Annotated in this window: 17 protein-coding genes; 14 read left to right on the forward strand and 3 right to left on the reverse strand. The window is 66.4% G+C overall.

Going from position 1 to position 15537, the window contains the following annotated elements:
- Window positions 1–89: 89 nt before the first annotated feature.
- Window positions 90–1553, reverse strand: a complete 1464-nt coding sequence (gene pyk, locus ASE88_RS09955) for a pyruvate kinase (RefSeq protein WP_056477851.1) — start codon at window positions 1551–1553, stop codon at window positions 90–92.
- An 81-nt stretch (window positions 1554–1634) separates the two neighbouring features.
- On the opposite strand from pyk, the gene ASE88_RS09960 reads away from it, so the two are divergent.
- The 4 genes from ASE88_RS09960 to ASE88_RS09975 all read left to right on the forward strand — a co-directional run bounded on the left by ASE88_RS09960 (window position 1635) and on the right by ASE88_RS09975 (window position 3292).
- Window positions 1635–1955, forward strand: coding sequence for a DUF1244 domain-containing protein (locus ASE88_RS09960; protein ID WP_055873772.1), 321 nt, complete (start codon window positions 1635–1637; stop codon window positions 1953–1955).
- Window positions 1956–2151: 196 nt separating this feature from the next.
- The gene (locus ASE88_RS09965) at window positions 2152–2394 is read left to right on the forward strand and encodes a DUF2312 domain-containing protein (protein ID WP_197942503.1); all 243 of its coding nucleotides are present in this window, start codon (window positions 2152–2154) and stop codon (window positions 2392–2394) included.
- A gap of 89 nt (window positions 2395–2483) precedes the next feature.
- Window positions 2484–2768: a DUF1294 domain-containing protein gene (locus ASE88_RS09970; protein ID WP_056477854.1), complete on the forward strand. Its 285-nt coding sequence runs from the start codon at window positions 2484–2486 to the stop codon at window positions 2766–2768.
- A gap of 80 nt (window positions 2769–2848) precedes the next feature.
- On the forward strand, window positions 2849–3292 hold the full coding sequence (locus ASE88_RS09975) for a nuclear transport factor 2 family protein (RefSeq protein WP_082466463.1): 444 nt from the start codon (window positions 2849–2851) through the stop codon (window positions 3290–3292).
- Between the two features lie 4 nt (window positions 3293–3296).
- Here the strand turns inward: ASE88_RS09975 and ASE88_RS09980 are convergent, their stop codons facing one another.
- A complete protein-coding gene (locus ASE88_RS09980; RefSeq protein ID WP_055873757.1) occupies window positions 3297–4760 on the reverse strand; it encodes an ATP-binding protein in 1464 nt (487 codons plus the stop codon).
- Window positions 4761–4874: 114 nt separating this feature from the next.
- Between ASE88_RS09980 and ASE88_RS09985 the strand changes: the two genes are divergently transcribed.
- The 9 genes from ASE88_RS09985 (at window position 4875) to ruvA (ending at window position 13430) form a co-directional block, all read left to right on the forward strand.
- Window positions 4875–5417, forward strand: coding sequence for a DUF1003 domain-containing protein (locus ASE88_RS09985; RefSeq protein ID WP_055873756.1), 543 nt, complete (start codon window positions 4875–4877; stop codon window positions 5415–5417).
- Between the two features lie 29 nt (window positions 5418–5446).
- Window positions 5447–6190 carry a YebC/PmpR family DNA-binding transcriptional regulator gene (locus ASE88_RS09990; protein WP_056477859.1) on the forward strand — a complete coding sequence of 248 codons (744 nt, stop codon included), beginning with the start codon at window positions 5447–5449 and terminating at the stop codon, window positions 6188–6190.
- Between the two features lie 210 nt (window positions 6191–6400).
- Window positions 6401–6901: a crossover junction endodeoxyribonuclease RuvC gene (ruvC, locus tag ASE88_RS09995; RefSeq protein ID WP_055873751.1), complete on the forward strand. Its 501-nt coding sequence runs from the start codon at window positions 6401–6403 to the stop codon at window positions 6899–6901.
- Window positions 6902–7198: 297 nt separating this feature from the next.
- On the forward strand, window positions 7199–8527 hold the full coding sequence (locus ASE88_RS10000; RefSeq protein ID WP_162233415.1) for a BNR repeat-containing protein: 1329 nt from the start codon (window positions 7199–7201) through the stop codon (window positions 8525–8527).
- A 182-nt stretch (window positions 8528–8709) separates the two neighbouring features.
- Complete coding sequence (locus tag ASE88_RS10005) at window positions 8710–9879, forward strand: polysaccharide pyruvyl transferase family protein (protein WP_056477863.1); 1170 nt, start codon at window positions 8710–8712, stop codon at window positions 9877–9879.
- Complete coding sequence (locus ASE88_RS10010; RefSeq protein WP_056477865.1) at window positions 9876–11543, forward strand: AMP-binding protein; 1668 nt, start codon at window positions 9876–9878, stop codon at window positions 11541–11543. The genes ASE88_RS10005 and ASE88_RS10010 overlap by 4 nt, the downstream gene beginning before the upstream one ends.
- Entirely contained in the window at window positions 11540–11818 is a 279-nt protein-coding gene (locus ASE88_RS10015; RefSeq protein ID WP_055873740.1) for an acyl carrier protein, read from the forward strand. Before ASE88_RS10010 ends, ASE88_RS10015 begins: the two co-directional genes overlap by 4 nt.
- Entirely contained in the window at window positions 11815–12762 is a 948-nt protein-coding gene (locus tag ASE88_RS10020; RefSeq protein WP_056477866.1) for an alginate O-acetyltransferase AlgX-related protein, read from the forward strand. The genes ASE88_RS10015 and ASE88_RS10020 overlap by 4 nt, the downstream gene beginning before the upstream one ends.
- 68 nt (window positions 12763–12830) lie before the next feature.
- Window positions 12831–13430 (forward strand): Holliday junction branch migration protein RuvA, encoded by a 600-nt coding sequence (ruvA, locus tag ASE88_RS10025; RefSeq protein ID WP_055873733.1) that lies wholly within the window; start codon window positions 12831–12833, stop codon window positions 13428–13430.
- A gap of 50 nt (window positions 13431–13480) precedes the next feature.
- Here the strand turns inward: ruvA and ASE88_RS10030 are convergent, their stop codons facing one another.
- The gene (locus tag ASE88_RS10030; protein WP_056479348.1) at window positions 13481–14389 is read right to left on the reverse strand and encodes a 2-hydroxyacid dehydrogenase; all 909 of its coding nucleotides are present in this window, start codon (window positions 14387–14389) and stop codon (window positions 13481–13483) included.
- A gap of 54 nt (window positions 14390–14443) precedes the next feature.
- On the opposite strand from ASE88_RS10030, the gene ruvB reads away from it, so the two are divergent.
- On the forward strand, window positions 14444–15469 hold the full coding sequence (ruvB, locus tag ASE88_RS10035; RefSeq protein WP_055873730.1) for a Holliday junction branch migration DNA helicase RuvB: 1026 nt from the start codon (window positions 14444–14446) through the stop codon (window positions 15467–15469).
- The last annotated feature ends 68 nt before the right edge of the window (window positions 15470–15537 follow it).

Below are 15537 nucleotides of genomic sequence, written 5' to 3' on the forward strand. Positions count from 1 at the left end.
CACGCGCACCGATCCGCCAACCCGCTAAGATGCCGGCGCGATCCGCGTATTACGTAGCGTCGCCGCATACATCGCGCGCGCGACCGACGTCAGACTTGCGAGTGATGGCCCTTCAGCTCGTCGCCGACGATGCGGACGACGTGCAGCACGTTGGTCGACCCGGGCGTCCGGAACGGTACGCCTGCCAGCACGATCACCCGGTCGCCCGCCTTCGCCATGCCGTGGCGCAGCGCCATCCGCTTCGACTTGGCAACCATGTCCTCGAACGATTCGACGTCGCGCGTATGGACCGCATGCGTGCCCCACAGCAGCCCGAGCCGCCGCGCGGTATCCTGGTTTGGCGTCAGCACAAGCAGCGGCACCGACGGACGCTCGCGCGCGATCCGGCGCGCGGTAGAGCCCGACGTGGTGAAGCAGATGATCGCCACCGCCGACACCGTCGCGGCGATGTTCTTCGCCGCTTCGGCCAGCGCGTCGGCGGTCGTCGGATCGGGCTTCATCACGGTGAAGTGCATGCGGTCGCCATGTTCCGGATCGGCCTCGACCGACACGCCGATCGCATCCATCATCGCCACCGATTCGACCGGCCACGCGCCCGCCGCGCTCTCGGCCGACAGCATGATCGCGTCCGCACCGTCATAGACGGCGGTCGCGACGTCGGACACTTCCGCGCGCGTCGGCGACGGCGACGTGATCATCGATTCGAGCATCTGCGTCGCGACCACCACCGGGCGGCCCATCCGGCGCGACACCTCGACGATGCGCTTCTGCAGCGGCGGCACCGCCTGCGGGGGCATCTCGACGCCGAGATCGCCGCGCGCGACCATCACGCCGTCGCACGCCTCGACGATTTCCTCGAGCCGCTCGATCGCGGCGGGCTTCTCGATCTTGGCGAGCAGGGCTGCCTTGCCGCCGATGAGCTTGCGCGCTTCCCAGAGATCCTCGGGGCGCTGGACGAACGAGAGCGCGATCCAGTCGACGCCCTGGTCGACCGCGAAGTCGAGATCGCTGCGATCCTTCTCGGTCAGCGCGGCCATCGGCAGCACGACGTCGGGGACGTTCAGCCCCTTGTTGTTCGACAACGCGCCGCCGACCTCGACGCGCGTCGTGATCTCGCGCGGGCTGTGCGAGACGACGCGCAGGACCAGCTTGCCGTCGTCGAGCAGCAGGCGCGCGCCCGGCTCGATCGCGGCGAAGATCTCGTCATGCGGCAGCTCGACGCGGGTCGCGTCGCCCGGCGTCGTGTCGCGGTCGAGCACGAAGGTCGAGCCGGTTTCGAGCACGGTGCGGCCGCCCTCGAACTTGCCGACGCGCAGCTTGGGCCCCTGGAGATCGGCGAGGATCGTCGAGGGGCGGCCATATTGCTTCTCCAGCGCGCGAATCGCCTGGATGACCGCGATCTTCGACTGCTGGTCGCCATGGCTCATGTTGATGCGGAACGCGTCGGCGCCGGTGCGGAACAGCGTCGCGATCATCTCCGGCGTACTACTGGCCGGGCCTAGCGTCGCGAGGATGCGGACCTTCCGCAAGCGGGGGGCGATAGCGATGGTCATGCGTGCGGTTTCCTCGGGGAAGCTCTTTGCCGCGACGGGCCTTAAACCCTATCTCCGCGGGATCAACCACGGAGCATATGAATGACCCCCGAAACCGACCCGCTCGACACTTTGGACGATGCCGTAGCGGCAAAGGCGTTCCGTCGCCTGATCCGTCACCTCCGCCACCGCGAGGACGCGCAGAATGTGGATCTGATGGGACTCGCCGGTTTCTGCCGCAATTGCCTGTCCGACTGGGTCGAAGAGGCGGGCGGACTCGACAAGGATGCGGCGCGCGAGACCGTGTATGGGATGCCCTATGCGCAGTGGAAGGCGCATCACCAGGGCGACGCGACCCCTGAGCAGCTCGAACGGATGAAGGAAAGCGTCACCAAGAACGCGCCGCAATCGGCTGGCGCCTGATTTGTGGCGATACGCCGCGGCGTCGCTTGAGCCGAACACGGTAAACGCCTAGACGCGGCGACGCACCCACAGCGGCCTGATTCACGACGTCCTGCGACGGCGATCATCGGCGTGGGGTATTTCGATTGGTTTGAGGCCGGCGCCTTTGGCGCCCGCGAGTGGGGAATTTTCGATGTCTGACGAACGGCAACACGGCATGGGCGGCGGCGCGGTCGCAGCGGACGAACTGCGCCTGCTGATCGAGCGCGCCGAGCGCCTCGAAGAAGAGAAAAAAGGTATCTCGGACGACATCAAGGACGTGATGGCCGAAGCCAAGGGCCGCGGTTACGACCCCAAGGCGATCCGCAAGATCCTGTCGATCCGCAAGAAGAAGAAGGAAGAGTATCAGGAAGAGGAAGCGATCCTCGAAGTGTACCTCCAGGCCCTGGGAATGATCTGAGGATCGGACTCTGCGCGGTGCCTCTCCCCCGATCTGTCGTCGGGTTGCGAGGAGGCGCCGCGTTAATCTCCCTGATGCACCGGTAGAGAATGCTTCTCCCGATCTTCGCGGCATTCGTCCTGGTTCTGGTCGTCAACATGATCACGATCGCCGCGTTCGCGATCGACAAGCGGCGATCGTCGGCCGACGCATGGCGCATCCCCGAATCCCGCTTGCTCTGGTTCGCAGCGCTCGGCGGCAGCCCGGGGGCGTTCTGGGCGCGTTATCGCTTCCGCCACAAGACGCGGAAGCAGCCGTTCGTCGGCCAGCTCCAATTCATCGCCATGGTCCAGGTGGGCGTGGTCACCGGGCTTGCGATCGCTTTTGCGCTATGACGTCGGCGTCATGCTCTCGGGATTGATGCCTCCGCGAAACCGCTGTATTGCTGTTATACGACATTGCATCGGGGGCGGGCATGAGACTAGTCATAGCGATCGCGGCGGCACTGCCGATGAGCGCGGCAGTCGTTGCCCAATCGGTCGACCAAGACGCGAAAGTGCTGGTGCAAAAGGCCGAGGCGTTCATCAGGGTTCGCAACCAGTTCGATCAGGCGGCGATGGCCGCAATGATGGCGCCCGACTATCAGGAGGTGTCCCCCGTCGGCGAGGTCGATTCTCGCGACCGGGTTATCGGGTTCTACGCCGCCGACAAGAAATCGCTCGCGCCGCCGATGACGATCACCGAGACCGTCGCGCGACCCGCCGGCACGATCGGCGTCGTGACGATGCGGATCGCCTATACGATGCCCGGCAAGGACGGCCAGACGCAGACGCATGCGCTGCGCGCCGGCTTCGTCGCGCGGCGGATCGACGGCGACTGGCAGTTCGTGTCGTTGCAGTTGACCCCGATCCGCGGATGACGCCCTAAGCCGCCTCCGCCGGCAGCGTCGTCCAGCCGAGCCCGGGAATCGTGATCGAGCGCTTGCCCGCCAGATCGGTGCGGCAGACGATCAGCTCGCGGCTTTCGATATAGCCGATCAGGCGCTTCACGCGGCCGATCGAGCTGGTGCCGTAGGTCGCCGCTATCCGTGCGTCGGAGGGGCAGGGTTCGCCTTCCCGCGCGGCGCGCGCCACCAGCAGGAACGCGCCGAGCATGTCGTCGGGTAGACCGCTGGCGACATCCAGCGCCGCCGTCCAAGCCTCATCGGTCATGTCGAAGATGCCCGCGCGTGCGCAACTCAATCGACGGACGAAGCCCGGCAGGTCGAGCGGCGGCTTGGCAAGGCCACCCATCCGGCAGCGCACCTGGAAATCCTGGAACAGCACCGAGGGTGGCCGCAGCGTCGATTCGGGATCCTCGACGATCGCGCGGAAGACGTCTGCGTAGACCGCCTCGACCTCGTCGTCGGTCTTCTCGGGCGGCGGCGGTGCGGCGGTGCGCGGTTCGGGCGGGCGGGCGATACCGTCGAGCAGCTCCTCCGCCGGCACGCGGCGTGGACGCGAATCGAACATCAGGCCCAGTTCGGGCGCGTCGACCACCGGCTCGGACAGCAGGTCCTGCAGGTCCATCGGCGCGGCGCTGGGGAGGGGGGTGAGCTTCGGACTCCCGCTGCGTGCGGAGGTCGCCACGTCGCCGATCTTCACGGTGATCGGCCGCCGCGACACCGCCGGCCCGAGCGCCATGAAGGTGCCGCGCTGGAGATCGCGAATCGCTTCGGCTTGGCGCCGCTCCATGCCCAGCAGATCGGCGGCGCGCGCCATGTCGATGTCGAGGAAGGTGCGCCCCATCAGGAAGTTCGACGCCTCCGCCGCGACGTTCTTCGCCAGTTTCGCCAGACGCTGAGTCGCGATCACGCCGGCAAGGCCGCGTTTACGCCCGCGGCACATCAGGTTGGTCATCGCCGCGAGTGAGGCGCGACGCACTTCCTCGGACACTTCGCCGCCCGTCACCGGCGCGAACATCTGCGCCTCGTCGACCACCACCAGCACCGGATACCAATGCTCGCGCGGCGCATCGAACAGCGCGGAGAGGAACGACGCGGCGCAGCGCATCTGCCCCTCGACCTCGAGCCCTTCGAGGCTGAGCACCGCGGACGTCCGGTGTTCGCGCAGCCGCGTGGCGATCCGCGAGATTTCGCGTTCGCTATAGTCGCCCGCCTCGATCACGACATGGCCGTGCGGCCCCGCGAGCGTGACGAAATCGCCCTCGGGATCGATCACGATCTGCTGGACATGCCCCGCCGATCGCTCGAGCAGCCGGCGCAGCAGATGCGATTTTCCCGATCCCGAATTGCCCTGCACCAACAGGCGCGTGGCGAGTAGTTCCTCCAGGTCGACGCCGACGGCAGTACCATTGCCGTCGGTGCCCATATTCACGCTAACCGTCATGCCGCGCGTTTGGCAGGTGCGGACGCATTGGGGCAAGGAGTCTTTCGCGTAGGTGCGTCGCAAGTGCGGTTTTGCGCACTGGCTTAATCCGCAATCCCGGTTACGCCAGTCGCCATGGCCACATCCTCTCCGCTCGACGATCTCTCGCAACGCCTGCTCGGCAAATCTCCCGGCGAGCTAGACGACGAGCAACGCCGCGTCCTCGCGGGGATCGAGGCGGGGACAACGGTCAGCCGCGATGCCGCTGACCTTGCCGACGAACGCGCGACGTTCGGCGAGCGGCTGTCGGACCGGGTGGCCGCGGTCGGTGGGTCGTGGGCGTTCATCATCGCCTTCACCGCGGTGCTCGTGGGCTGGATGATCCTCAATTCGGACATCCTCACGCATTTCGGGCGGGCGTTCGATCCCTATCCCTACATCTTCCTCAACCTACTGCTGTCGACGGTCGCGGCGATCCAGGCGCCGATCATCATGATGAGCCAGAACCGGCAGTCGGCGAAGGATCGTCTCGCCGCGAGCCTCGACTACGAGACCAATTTGCGCGCCGAACTCGACATCCTGCGCGTGCATCACAAGATCGATCATCTGGTGCTGGCGCGGCTCGAGGCGATCGAGGCCAAGATAGACGGTCTGGCGAAAAGCGCGCCCGAGGCCTAAGAGCGGCGCTTCAGTTCAAAGAGGCACCGATGGCAGGCCATTCCAAATACAAGAACATCATGTACCGCAAGGGCGCGCAGGACAAGAAGCGCTCGTCGGCGTTCAGCAAGCTTAGCCGAGAGATCACGGTCGCGGCCAAGATGGGGCTGCCCGACGTCGACATGAACCCGCGCCTGCGCGCGGCGGTGAACGCGGCGAAGGCCGCGTCGCTGCCCAAGGAGAACATCCAGCGCTCGATCGACAAGGCGAGCCGCGGCGATGCCGAGAATTACGAGGAAATCCGCTACGAGGGCTTCGGTCCGGGCGGCGTGTCGCTGATCATCGAGGCGCTGACCGATAACCGCAACCGCACCGCGACCAACGTGCGCGTCGCGGTCGGCAAGAACGGCGGCAACCTCGGCGCGGGCGGTTCGGTCAGCCACGCGTTCGACCGCGTCGGGCTGATCTCGTATCCGGCCAGCGCGGGCGATGCCGACACGGTGTTCGAAGCGGCGCTCGAAGCGGGTGCCGAGGACGTCACATCGAGCGAGGACGGCCATGAGGTCTGGACTGCGCAGGGTGACCTGCACGAAGTCGCCAAGGCGCTCGAAGCCAAGCTCGGGGAAGCCGAGGGGGCGAAGCTCGCCTGGCGCCCCCAGGTCATGGTCGCGGTCGGTGCCGACGATGCGGCGACGCTGTTCAAGCTCATCGACGCGCTCGACGACGACGACGACGTGCAGACCGTCTGGGGCAATTACGAAATCTCCGACGAGATCATGGAGTCGCTGGGTTGAACGGCTTGCGGTTGAGATGAAGAAGGTGGGTTCACGCGGAGACACGGAGACGCGGAGAGTTGTGCCGTGTGGATCCGTCCTCCGCGCCAGCAGCCTCATATCTGTCGGCCAGCCTAGCGGAGTGAAAGTCCCGCTGACGCGAGACGCTCGCCAAACGCGCACCACCTCCGCGTCTCCGCGTCTCCGCGCGAACCACCATTCTACTTACGCATGATTATTCTCGGACTAGACCCCGGCCTGGGCACCACTGGCTGGGGTGTCATCCGCGCCGATGGCAATCGCCTGAGCCACATCGCCAACGGCCAGATCAAGACCGATCCGTCGATGGCGCTCCCCCGCCGCCTCACCGCGCTTTACAACGCGCTGATCGACGTCATCCGCACCGAACGCCCCGACGGCGCCGCGGTCGAGGAGGTGCTCGGCAACACCAACGCGCAATCGACGCTGAAGCTCGGCCAGGCGCGCGGCGTCGTCTTGCTTGCCGCTGCCGGCGCGGGGCTGCATATCGGCGAATACCACCCCTCGACCGTCAAGAAGGGCGTCGTCGGCACCGGCGGCGCGGACAAGAAACAGATCCAGGCGATGATGGCGGTGCTATTGCCCGGCGCCAAACTCGCCGGCCCCGATGCCGCCGACGCGCTCGCGGTGGCGATCACCCATGCCCACCATGTGGCAAGTGCGGCGGCGCTGGCGCGTCGGAGTGGCACTTGACCGAATAGGCTCAACAACGTCAGTTCGTCTCAATTGCGGGGCAGCGTAGAGGTTGCAGGCTTCGGTCTGTTTTACACTGCAGTGCACCATTTTCCTTTGTCCGTCACTGAACAACAATTTGTAACGATCTTGTTTAGGCCACCAATAACGAAGGAAAATCGAGTATTTCTCGGTACCATCCGCATGATAGTACGCGGATCATCATGTTTTAATGGCAGGACGCTCATCGATGATCTTGATTGCGGTAACATGAGCGCGATATTAATTGCTTTGCTCGTCAGCTTATCGGTTCCGGTGATGTCACAGCCTGGTACCGGAAGCCAACGGCTTACCAGTTGCAAGCAGCCCGTTTCCGCTGGAAGCCCCAACGCGATCCGCATCGCGGCGCTCTGGACCGGTGTCGGTACGCCGATCGGCAGCGCTGCGAGCCGGGACGGGCGCGTATTCGCGGCCTATTATAATGCCGATCGCTGGATGGAGGTCGTGGCGGTCGCGGCGAACCGCGCGAGAGTCTGCACGATCCGGCTGCCGTCGCGCTTCGCCGGCTGGGACGCGCATAACGGTATAGCGATGGCGATCGCGCCCGATGCTACGCTCCACCTGGTCGGCAACATGCATGCGAGCGCGATGTTCTACGCGCAGGGCAGCGCCGCCGACCTGTCGAACCTGCAGCCTGCCCGAATGCTCGGGCGTGATGAGGATCGTGCGACCTACCCGACGTTTCTGCACGATTCGGCGGGCAACCTGCTGTTCCTGTACCGAACCGGATCGTCGGGCGACGGGAGCTGGCTGATGAACCGCTGGGGCGGCGGGCGCTGGCAGCGGATCGGCCCGCTGTTCGTCGATCATGACGACCACGGCCATGTCAGTGCCTATCCCAGCAGCTTCGCGGTCGGGCCCGATGGCACCTATCACGTCGCGGTCGTCTGGCGGCGGACGCCCGATGTCGCGACCAACTTTGCCGTCACCTATGCGAGCACGCGCGACTTCGTGACGTGGCGCGGCGCCGGTGGGCGGTCGATCAAGGGCCCGCTCGGCCCGGACCAGATGGCGATGGTCGAGCAGACCGGACCGAATGCGGGGCTGGTCAACAGCGCGTCGGTGATCGTCGCCCCCGATGGCGCGCCGGTGATCCTGTACCCGCGACACGCCCGTTCGAGGAATGATACGATCGTCGCGGCGCGGCCGACGCGTGGCGGTGCGTGGCAGGTCCGCGAGCTGGCGGTGGCGGATGGCTCGACGTCGGTCGCCGGGGGCGGCGCGCTTGCCGCGCTGCCGTCGTTCGCCGTCCTCGCGCAATCCGGGTGGACCGCGACGCTGCGCCTGTCTTTCCCGCCGCGCGCGCACCCGGTCGTGGCGTTGAACCTGAAGACGATGACTGCGGCGCCGGGGCAGGTGCCGCCCGCGGATGCGCCGGTGGCCGTCTATACGCCTGCCCAAGTGCAGGGCATGGCCAAGGTCTCGACGCGGCAGTCGCCGGTGCTGGAGAACGGAGTAGATGGCCCGCGGCGCGCGACGCTGCGGTGGTTTGCGCAGGTCGCCAATGGCGACACGCCGCGTGCGTGTACGGCGGCTGCGCCCAAAGCCTGCGCGCCGCCGCCGGCCCCTTTGATACTGGAATACTGACCGCGTTCCGCCGGGTGACGGCAACACGCCGTCCCGCCGCGCACGGATTGGCGAAAAATGTTCAAGTTTTCGATGTGAAGCGCGCGCGCGCGCGGCTAGGTCATACGGTGCCTGCCCGGTATCCTAGGCCTTTTTCGCTTGCGGGATCCGCGCCCCCTTTCAGCGACTTCGAAAGAGTACCGATGGTCGTTTCCCAGCCCGCGCGTCGTGTCGCGATCCTGCCGAACCTGTCGATCGGCCAGCTCGGCGCCGCCGGGTTGATCCCGACCGCCAGCGCCGCGACGCTCACCGAAGCGCTTGGCGGCAACGCGGGCAATGTCGCCTATGTCGATGGGCTCGTCGCATCGCTCGCCGGATCGCACATGATCACGTGGAGCACGCCGCCCGAACTGGTACGCGCCAACGCCGACATCATTGTCGTCGCCTGCGCCAATCAATTGGGCGATCATGTCGACCTGTCGGGCTGGGCGGATCGTCTGTCGGCATTCGGCCTGCCGGTGGTGCTGGTCGGGCTGGGTGCGCAGGCCCCGGAGATCGGCCACCACCTCGAATTGAAGGCCGGCACGCGCGCGGCGCTGGACGTCGTTGCGGCCGGGTCGGGCGGCGCGCCTGCGATGCTGGTCCGGGGCGCCTATACGGCGGATGTCCTCGCGCGGCACGGCTACGCGTCGACCGTCATCGGTTGCCCGTCGCTTTTCCTGTCGCCGATAAAGGATCTTGGCGGGCGGATTGCAGCGCGGGTCGCCGCCGGAATCGGATCGCGGCCGGCGATCGCGGCGGGGCATCATCACTACCGCGACATGGCGCCCGAGCACCGGTTGATCGCGGCCGTCGATCGCGACGACGGCTGTTATGTCGTGCAGCATCCCGAGACGATGATCGCGCTGGCCCGGTCCGATCCCGCCGATACCGAAGGCGCGCCGTTCGCGCTGTTGGTGGAGCGCCTGCTGCCCGATCTGACTCTGCCGCAGGTAAGCGACTGGGGCCGCAGGCGCGCCTTCGTCTTCACCGACAGTCAGAGCTGGATGAGCTTTCTGCGTCGCTATGACTATGCGATCGGCCCACGCTTCCACGGCGTCGCGCTCGCGATTCAGGCCGAGCGACCCGGCGTCGTTCTGTATGTTGACAGCCGCACGCAGGAGATGGCGCAGACAATGGCGATTCCGTCGCTGCCGTTCGAGGCGGTGCCGGCCAGCGATCTGCGGGACGTAATCGCGCGGGCCTGGACCGTCGAGGCCGGGATCCGCTTCGATACCCAGCGTGCGGCGCTTGCCACCGTCTTTCGCGCGGCGTTGCGCGATCATCGGATCGCCGTCGGCCCCCGGCTTTCGGCACTGTGTACAGGGCAGTGATCCTGGCATCGGGCACAGGGCAGCACGGTCTGGTGCAAGCCCCTCCGGCCGACGCCGGGCTGCTCGCGCCGTTCATCGCGCGATACAGGGATGCGCCATCGTCGGTGCAGTTCGTGCTGGAGCATGCCGACGGCAGCGATGTCGTAACGCACGCGATGCTCTGGGAAGGCGGCCAGCGCTACGCGCACCTCTATCGCCGCCGCGACGCCGCGCCGGGCAGCGTCGTGCTGATCGCGCTGCGATTGTCGCCCGACCTGCTCTATGCGTTCGTCGGTGCAATCCTGGCGGGGTGCGTCCCGGCGATGATGCCGTTGCCCTCGACGAAGCAGGATCCGCAGCGGTTCTGGGACAGCCACGACCGTCTGTTCCGTCACATCGGTGGCGGGATCATGGTCACCGATGCCGCGGACGCGCCGGGGTTCGGTGCGGCCATCGCGGCGGGTCTCCTGTCGATCGTCACGCCGGCGGACGCGGTGCCGAACCGCGGCGATCCGATCCTGTGGGCGTGGGATCCCGACGCGGTCTGCTGTCTGCAGCACAGTTCGGGAACGACGGGGCTGAAGAAAGGCGTCACGCTGACCGCCCGCGCCATCGCGGGTCAGATCTCCAGCTATGGCACGGCGATCGGGCTGCGCGCGGACGACGTGATCTGTTCGTGGCTGCCGCTCTACCACGACATGGGGTTCGTCGCGACGTTCCTGCTACCGTTGCTGACGGGGGTTCGTGCGGTAATCATCAGCCCGTTCGCCTGGCTATTGAATCCGCTGTCGCTGTTCGATCTGATCGCCGATCATCGCGGGACACTGGCCTGGCTACCCAATTTCGCGTTCAACCATCTCGCCAACTCTGCCGACCCGGCTCGCCGTGTCGACCTTTCGCAGATGCGGGCGTTCATCAACTGCTCCGAACCGTGCAAGCCATCGAGCTTCGACCGGTTCCTGGCGGCGTTCGAGTATTGGGGCGTATCCGTCGATCAGTTGCAGACCTGCTATGCGATGGCCGAAACGGTGTTCGCGGTGTCGCAGACGCGCCCTGGATCACCGGCCAGACGCTGCGAGGTCTCGGCGCGGGGATTGCGCGAGCACCGTCTGGCTTTCACCGGTGATGACTGCATCACACTGCAAGGCAACGGGCCACCGATCGATGGCATGGCGGTGCGGATCGACGGACCGGACGGCGTCGGCGAGATCCTGGTTCGCGGCGACTTCGTGTTCGACGGCTATTTCAAGCGCGATTCCGTCGCCAGCTTCAAGGATGGGTGGTACCGCACCGGAGATCTCGGCTTCCTGCACGAGGGCGACCTCTACATACTGGGCCGCCAGAAGGACCTGATCATCCTGCTCGGCAAGAACTTCTATGCGCACGAGATCGAGCAGGCGGTTGGCGAGGTCGACGGCGTGAAGGCGGGGCGGGTGGTCGCCCTGGGCCTTTTCAACGACGCGATCGGCAGCGAGGAGTGCCATATCGTCCTCGAACGCACGGGTATCGTTCCCGACCGATCGTTGCGGCTCGCGGTCAAGTCCAGGCTGCTCGACCTGCTCGGCCTGGTGCCGAAGAAGATCTCGATCGTGGATCAGGGCTGGCTGATAAAATCGACCTCGGGCAAGATGAGCCGCGCCGACAACAGCGAAAAATACCGTTTGGAACGACAGGAGCGCGCATGACCAGAGACGCAATAGGCGAGGGGATCTTTGCGATCGTCGCCCGGACGTTCGATGCCGACGCGGCGGACTTCGACGAGACGACCACGGCGGACGATGTCGATGGCTGGGACTCGCTGGCGCACGCCACGCTCCTGATCCGCATCGAAAAGCGGTTCAACGTCGATCTCGGACCCGCCGGGAGCGAGGCGCAGGACCTCGGCGCGTTGATCGATCTGGTGGATCGCCGTCTGGGCGACGGTCCGCAAGACGACGCACAGGACGGACCACGGTCATGAGCGATGCCGCCGATACCCGGGCGCGCTTGGCGGCCGAGGTGATCCAGGGCGCGGACGGTTATCTCTTCCACCGCGATCACGATGCGGTCGATCAGGTCACCGGCGCGCTGCCACTCGCGCCGCAAGACGTCGCTGCGTGGCGCGACAGCATCGAAACGCGTGCCGCCTGGTGCAAGGCGAACGGGATCGCCTTCCGGATGATGATCATCCCCGAAAAGCACGTGGTGTACGCGGACAAGCTGCCGCCCACTATCGTACCGGCCGCAGACCGCCCCGCGCTGCAGATCCTGGCCAGCCTCGATGCCGACACCCGCGCGCTCTGCTCCTATCCCGTCCAGCCGCTGATCGACGCGCGCAGCGCGCGCGAGACCTATCTCCAGACCGATACCCACTGGACATTCTATGCGGGCTTTCTCGCGTACCGGATGCTGGTCGACGATCTGGCACGGTCGGTGCCGCTCCCCGTCCGCATCGACGAGGCGGATTTGTCCTTTGCGGCGCGCACCCACGTCGGGGATCTCGGCGTGCGCCTCGAGCCCGAACGCGACGAACGTACCGAGACCGTCGGGCATCGGACCGCACGGCCGTTCCAGCGCGTCTTCGAAAACAAGAAATTCTCACGCGGTGCGCTGTCGATCTACGAATCGGATGATGCGAGCTTGCCGCGGTGCGTGCTGTTTCGCGATTCGTTCGCGAATTATATCATCCCGCATCTCATCCCGACATTTTCGCGGCTGGTGGTGATGAGTTCGGACAGCATGCACTATGACCTCGTGCGTGCCGAGCGGCCCGATGTCGTGATCTTCACGATCATCGAACGGTTTCTCGGGATGCTCGACGGCACCGGGCAGCGTCATCTTCCTGAGGACCTCACGGGCCCCGATTTCGCTGCTCTAACGGGATCGAGCCCCACCGAACTGGCGGCCTACACCAGCCGCGCCTGACCTCGATGTTTAGCCGATGACGGCGCGGAGGATGACGCGGCGCTTCCTATGTTCTACCGGTCTCGGCAATGATCGCACATCTCAAAGGCAGGCTGGACTCCACAGGCATCGACCATGCAGTGATCGATGTCGGCGGCGTCGGATATCTGGTCGGCGCGTCGGCGCGCACGCTATCGGCGCTTGGGCCGGTCGGCGAGGCGTGTACGGTATTTACCGAGCTGCTCGTCGGCGAGGATTTCCAGCGGCTTGTCGGGTTCTCCAGCGCCGACGAACGCGACTGGTTTCGGTTGCTGACGGGCGTGCAGGGGGTCGGCGCGCGGGTTGCATTGGCGATATTGTCGGCCTTGGAGCCGGTCGACCTGAGCCGTGCGATCGCCAGCGGCGACAAGGCGATGGTCGCGCGGGCGAATGGCGTCGGTCCGAAGCTCGCCCAGCGCATCGTCATGGAACTGAAGGACAAGGTCGGCGGCATCGCGCTCGGGCTCGGGCCGGCGGTCGTCAATGCGGCGCCCGGGGCATCGGCGGATGCGGTGTCGGCATTACTCAACCTCGGGTTTCGGCCGAACGAGGCGAGTGTGGCCGTGGCGGCCGCGGACGAGGAGTTGGGAACCGGGGCCTCGCTCGATGCGCTCGTGCGACTGGCGCTACGCAAGGCGTCCAAGTCTTAGCGACGGCGCGTCTCTTCCCCTTGGCGGGCGCACTTGCGATCCGCGTAGGCTCAAAGCGGCGTGATCAACGGTGTGCCGGCAAAATGCGCGTCGAGATTGGCTACCACGAGCGCCGCCATCGCTGCCCGGCCATCGACGGTCGCGCTGCCTTGATGCGGCGACAGGACGACCTGGCCCATCGTCTTGAGCGCATCGGGCACGGCGGGTTCGTCGGCGAATACATCGAGTCCAGCCCCGGCGATCGTTCCATCCTCGAGCGCCGCGATCAGCGCCGCTTCGTCGATCAGGCTGCCGCGAGCAATGTTGACCAGGATCCCGTCGCGACCAAGCGCCGCGAGAACGGTTGCATCCACGATGTGCGACGTCGCATTGCCACCGGGGGCTGCGATAACCAGTACGTCGCACGCCGCCGCAAGCTCGGCGATATCGGCATGGAAGACGCCTGCGAAATTCGGTTTGGCGGAGCGCGCGGTATAATGGAGTTCGCTGGCGAACGGTGCGGCGCGCGTTGCGATCGCGTTGCCGATCCGGCCTAGTCCGAAGACGCCGATCCGCCGTCCGCTCGCCCGGCGTGCCGGATCGACCTGCCAACCGCCGCCCCGCACTGCACAGTCGTTCGCGACGATCCGCCTTTGCACCGCCAGCATCAGCCCGATCGCGAGGTCCGCGACGTCGTCGGTCAGCACGTCGGGCGTCGTCGTCACCGCGATGCTGCGTGCTCTGGTCGCGGCAAGGTCTATCCCGTCATACCCAACGCCGTGGATCGCCACGATCTCCAGTGCGGGAAGGCGATCGAGCAGCGCGGCATCGACCACGCTGCTGCCGCCGCCGACGATCGCCCGCGTCGTTGCCGGCGGGGTCTGACGGTGCAACGTGAAGCGCTCGGCCAGCGTCGCCGCCAGCGCCGGCGAAGCGCCCGCCAAGAGATACAGGTCGGGATGACTGGTTTCGTTGGTCATGACCATCTCATAGCCACCTTGCCCCCTTCACCGCGAGCGCGCTATCGCGAGCGGGTGACCGATACAGACCGCATCCTGACTCCCGCCAAGCGTCCCGAAGACGTCGATGCGGCGCTTCGTCCGAAGAACCTTGATGAATTTGTCGGGCAGAAGGCGGCGCGGGAAAATCTGCGCATCTTCATCCAGGCGGCCAAATCGCGCGGCGATGCGCTGGATCATGTGCTGTTCTTTGGGCCGCCGGGGCTCGGCAAGACGACGCTCGCGCAGATCGTCGCGCGCGAGATGGGGGTGGGGTTCCGCGCCACCTCGGGGCCGGTGATCGCCAAGTCGGGCGATCTTGCCGCGCTGCTGACCAATCTCGAGGATGGCGACGTGCTGTTCATCGACGAGATCCACCGGTTGCAGCCCGCGGTCGAGGAGGTGCTCTACCCGGCGATGGAGGATCGCGCGCTCGACCTGATGATCGGCGAGGGGCCCAGCGCGCGCTCGGTACGGATCGACCTGCCGCGGTTCACGCTGATCGGCGCGACGACGCGGCAGGGGTTGCTGACGACGCCGCTCCGCGATCGCTTCGGCATCCCGGTGCGGTTGCAATTCTATACCGTCGAGGAGCTGGAGCGCGTGGTCTCGCGCGCAGCCGGGCTGCTTGGGCTCGGCATCGCCAAGGACGGTGCGATGGAGATCGCGCGTCGCTCGCGCGGGACGCCGCGGATCGCCGGGCGGTTGCTGCGGCGCGTGCGCGATTTCGCCAATGTCGCGGGGCACGAGACGGTCGATGCGCGCGCGGCTGATGCGGCGCTCAACCGGCTCGAGGTCGATTCGCTCGGGCTCGATGCGATGGATCGGCGCTATCTGATGATGATCGCGGACATTTATCGCGGCGGGCCGGTCGGCGTCGAGACGCTGGCGGCAGGCCTGAGCGAACCGCGCGACACAATCGAGGAGGTGATCGAGCCGTATCTGATCCAGTTAGGCTTGATCGCGCGCACTGCTCGTGGCCGATTCCTGAATGCGGGCGGTTGGAAGCATCTCGGCCTGAACCCGCCGGCCGGAAGCCAGGACGGCTTGTTCGACGCGTAGACAGCGCTGCCCCACCCCAATGTGTCCCTGCGAAGGCGGGTTCAGACTGGGCTCCCGCGTTCGCGGGA

The organism is Sphingomonas sp. Leaf38 (assembly GCF_001421825.1).
GTDB lineage: Bacteria > Pseudomonadota > Alphaproteobacteria > Sphingomonadales > Sphingomonadaceae > Sphingomonas.

Excerpts from the sequence above, each read along its gene's own strand:
- ruvA (WP_055873733.1), top strand. The coding sequence starts at position 12,831 with ATGATCGCACATCTCAAAGGCAGGCTGGACTCCACAGGCATCGACCAT.
- ASE88_RS09980 (WP_055873757.1), bottom strand. The coding sequence starts at position 4,760 with ATGACGGTTAGCGTGAATATGGGCACCGACGGCAATGGTACTGCCGTC.
- ASE88_RS09985 (WP_055873756.1), top strand. The coding sequence starts at position 4,875 with ATGGCCACATCCTCTCCGCTCGACGATCTCTCGCAACGCCTGCTCGGC.
- ASE88_RS09990 (WP_056477859.1), top strand. The coding sequence starts at position 5,447 with ATGGCAGGCCATTCCAAATACAAGAACATCATGTACCGCAAGGGCGCG.
- ASE88_RS10020 (WP_056477866.1), top strand. The coding sequence starts at position 11,815 with ATGAGCGATGCCGCCGATACCCGGGCGCGCTTGGCGGCCGAGGTGATC.
- ASE88_RS10000 (WP_162233415.1), top strand. The coding sequence starts at position 7,199 with ATGTCACAGCCTGGTACCGGAAGCCAACGGCTTACCAGTTGCAAGCAG.
- ASE88_RS09975 (WP_082466463.1), top strand. The coding sequence starts at position 2,849 with ATGAGACTAGTCATAGCGATCGCGGCGGCACTGCCGATGAGCGCGGCA.
- pyk (WP_056477851.1), bottom strand. The coding sequence starts at position 1,553 with ATGACCATCGCTATCGCCCCCCGCTTGCGGAAGGTCCGCATCCTCGCG.
- ASE88_RS10005 (WP_056477863.1), top strand. The coding sequence starts at position 8,710 with ATGGTCGTTTCCCAGCCCGCGCGTCGTGTCGCGATCCTGCCGAACCTG.
- ASE88_RS09960 (WP_055873772.1), top strand. The coding sequence starts at position 1,635 with ATGACCCCCGAAACCGACCCGCTCGACACTTTGGACGATGCCGTAGCG.
- ASE88_RS09970 (WP_056477854.1), top strand. The coding sequence starts at position 2,484 with ATGCTTCTCCCGATCTTCGCGGCATTCGTCCTGGTTCTGGTCGTCAAC.
- ASE88_RS09965 (WP_197942503.1), top strand. The coding sequence starts at position 2,152 with ATGGGCGGCGGCGCGGTCGCAGCGGACGAACTGCGCCTGCTGATCGAG.
- ruvC (WP_055873751.1), top strand. The coding sequence starts at position 6,401 with ATGATTATTCTCGGACTAGACCCCGGCCTGGGCACCACTGGCTGGGGT.
- ASE88_RS10015 (WP_055873740.1), top strand. The coding sequence starts at position 11,540 with ATGACCAGAGACGCAATAGGCGAGGGGATCTTTGCGATCGTCGCCCGG.
- ASE88_RS10030 (WP_056479348.1), bottom strand. The coding sequence starts at position 14,389 with ATGACCAACGAAACCAGTCATCCCGACCTGTATCTCTTGGCGGGCGCT.